At 43.3% G+C, this 2499-nt stretch carries 2 protein-coding genes; one reads left to right on the top strand and one right to left on the bottom strand.

What is annotated here, in order from left to right:
- Window positions 1-206: 206 nt before the first annotated feature.
- A complete protein-coding gene (locus ACS8FD_RS12970) occupies window positions 207-1067 on the top strand; it encodes an SPFH domain-containing protein (protein WP_058369799.1) in 861 nt (286 codons plus the stop codon).
- 88 nt (window positions 1068-1155) lie between these two features.
- Here ACS8FD_RS12970 and hemN read toward each other — a convergent pair.
- Window positions 1156-2499: oxygen-independent coproporphyrinogen III oxidase (hemN, locus tag ACS8FD_RS12965; protein WP_439276204.1), on the bottom strand; the 1344-nt coding region annotated here is incomplete at its 5' end.

Raw genomic sequence — 2499 nt, 5'->3', positions numbered from 1 at the left:
AAAAAGTTTATGGATAAATAATTTATCGGACGGTTTGATTATTCACATTTAATTAGTAGCATAGAATGCTATCTCCTTTTTATCATAGTCATTATTTGTCATACCATACGATACACTAGCGTTGTAAATATTAAATAAAAAGGACATTGCTGCTCCATTTATAGCAATGGTTCAAGGAGAGTGTTATGAACAGTATCATAAACAGTATGAATGGTCTTAGTATTGTGATGGTTGTATTAATTGCCCTAGTCATTTTTACCGTTTTCAAAAGCGTGTGTATCGTACCGCAGGGGTACAAGTGGGTGGTGCAGCGTTTGGGTAAGTACCAGCAAACGCTAGAGCCTGGCTTTAGTCTCATTATCCCCTTTGTGGATAGAATTGCTTATAAGGTCACGACTAAAGACATTGTGCTTGATATTCCCTCACAAGAAGTGATTACTCGCGATAACGTGGTCATCATCGCAAACGCGGTGGCCTATATCAATATCATGCGCCCAGACAAGGCGGTCTACGGTATCGAAGATTATGAGCATGGTATCCGTAATTTGGTACAGACTTCCTTACGTTCGATCATCGGTGAGATGGATTTAGACAATGCGTTATCTAGTCGTGATGAGATCAAAGCACTACTCAAGCAAGCGATCTCAGAAGACATTGCCGACTGGGGTATTACCCTAAAGACAGTTGAGATCCAAGACATCAATCCTTCCTCGACCATGCAAGCATCGATGGAAGAGCAAGCAGCGGCAGAGCGTCTACGCCGTGCAACAGTGACCCGTGCTGATGGTCAAAAGCAAGCAGCTATCCTAGAAGCCGACGGCCGCCTAGAAGCGTCACGCCGTGATGCTGAAGCGCAAGTCGTGCTTGCTAAAGGTTCAGAGGAATCTATTCGTCTTATCACCGCTGCTATGGGTGATGAAGAGATGCCCATTGTCTACTTACTTGGTGAGCAATATATCAAGTCGATTCGTCAGCTGGCTGAATCTGACAACTCAAAAATGGTGGTATTGCCAGCAGATATCTTAAGTACCGTAAAAGGTATGGTTGGTGATAAGTTAAAAGTGTAACAGACGATAGCCGACTATAAACGTACATAAAAAAGACCTCGAGTGAGGTCTTTTTTATAACTGATAACTGGCTCTATGTTTCATGAGCCTAGATGACTTTAGAGAAGCGATCTTTATGTTTTGTCTCAAGATATTCATCAAATACCATGGCTACGTTACGTCCTAACAAGCGACCTTTTGGTAATACACGAATGCCAGCGGCGTCCATATCAACAAGCCTATCTTTTTGCATCTCACCCAATTGTTGAATTTCCTCAATAAAGTAAGTAATAGCATCGATGCCAAATTTCTGATTGACGTCTTTAAAGTCGATATAATCGTGACAGAGTAAATTCATAATCACATATTCACGCAAGCGATCTTTGATAGAAGTCTTGATGACTTTTACCGCTGGCATGATAGCAGGGTTGATCTGCGCCGCCTCGATACTGGCTTGATAGGCTTGTAGATCGGTATCGTTTTGTAGGATGTAGCGGGTATTGGCATTGGCAATTTGACTGATGGATGAGACACCAAAGCCTAGCAAGTCACAGTCGCCCATGATGGTGTAACCTTGGAAGTTACGATGCAGCTTGCCTTCGCGCTGTGCGACAGCCAACTCGTCATCAGGCTTGGCAAAGTGGTCGATACCGATATATTGATAGCCCGCCTCAGTCAGTGTATTGATGGTATTGCCAAGCATAGTGAGCTTAGCCGCTGGATCTGGCAGGTCTTCGTCTTTAATTTGACGCTGAGCTTTAAAGCGCTCTGGCAGGTGCGCATAGTTAAATACCGACAGACGATCTGGTGACATCTCGATGATACGGCGTACCGTTGTGTCCAAGGTAGCAGGCGTTTGATGCGGCAGACCATAAATTAGATCAATATTAATAGAGTGAAAACCCAATTCACGCGCTTCAGTGAGTACGTTTTCAATCAATTCTGCTGAATGCACACGATTGACCGCGATTTGTACGGTCTCGTCTAAATCTTGTACGCCTAAGCTGACTCGGTTAAAACCAAGGCTGCGCAATACTTTTAAGGTCTCGCCACTCAACTCACGTGGGTCAATCTCGATAGAGTAGTCGCCTTCATCTTCAGGTAAAAACTCAAACTGGGTCTGCAAAAACTCCCACAATTGTACCATCTCTTTGTCACTTAGGAAGGTTGGCGTACCACCGCCTAAATGTAGTTGCTTAACCAGTGGTTTATCACTACCATCTGGCACAGCCAATAAGCGACGTTTATGTTTAATCTCTTTGATGAGGTATTGTAGATAATCACCTGAGTCGCTATTTTTTTTGGTGATAATTTTATTACAGGCGCAGTAGTAGCAAAGATGACGACAAAATGGAATATGAAAATATAGGGATAATGGAGCACGAGCTTCACGGTTTTGCAAAATTTTTGTTTCAAGACCCTCTGGCATCGGTGAGAACTCTAACGCGGTCGG

Source organism: Psychrobacter sp. 1U2, from assembly GCF_051847575.1.
This window is presented reverse-complemented; position numbering and strand designations above follow the sequence as displayed.

Coding starts and splice junctions, on each gene's coding strand:
- ACS8FD_RS12970 (WP_058369799.1), top strand. CDS start 207: ATGAATGGTCTTAGTATTGTGATGGTTGTATTAATTGCCCTAGTCATT.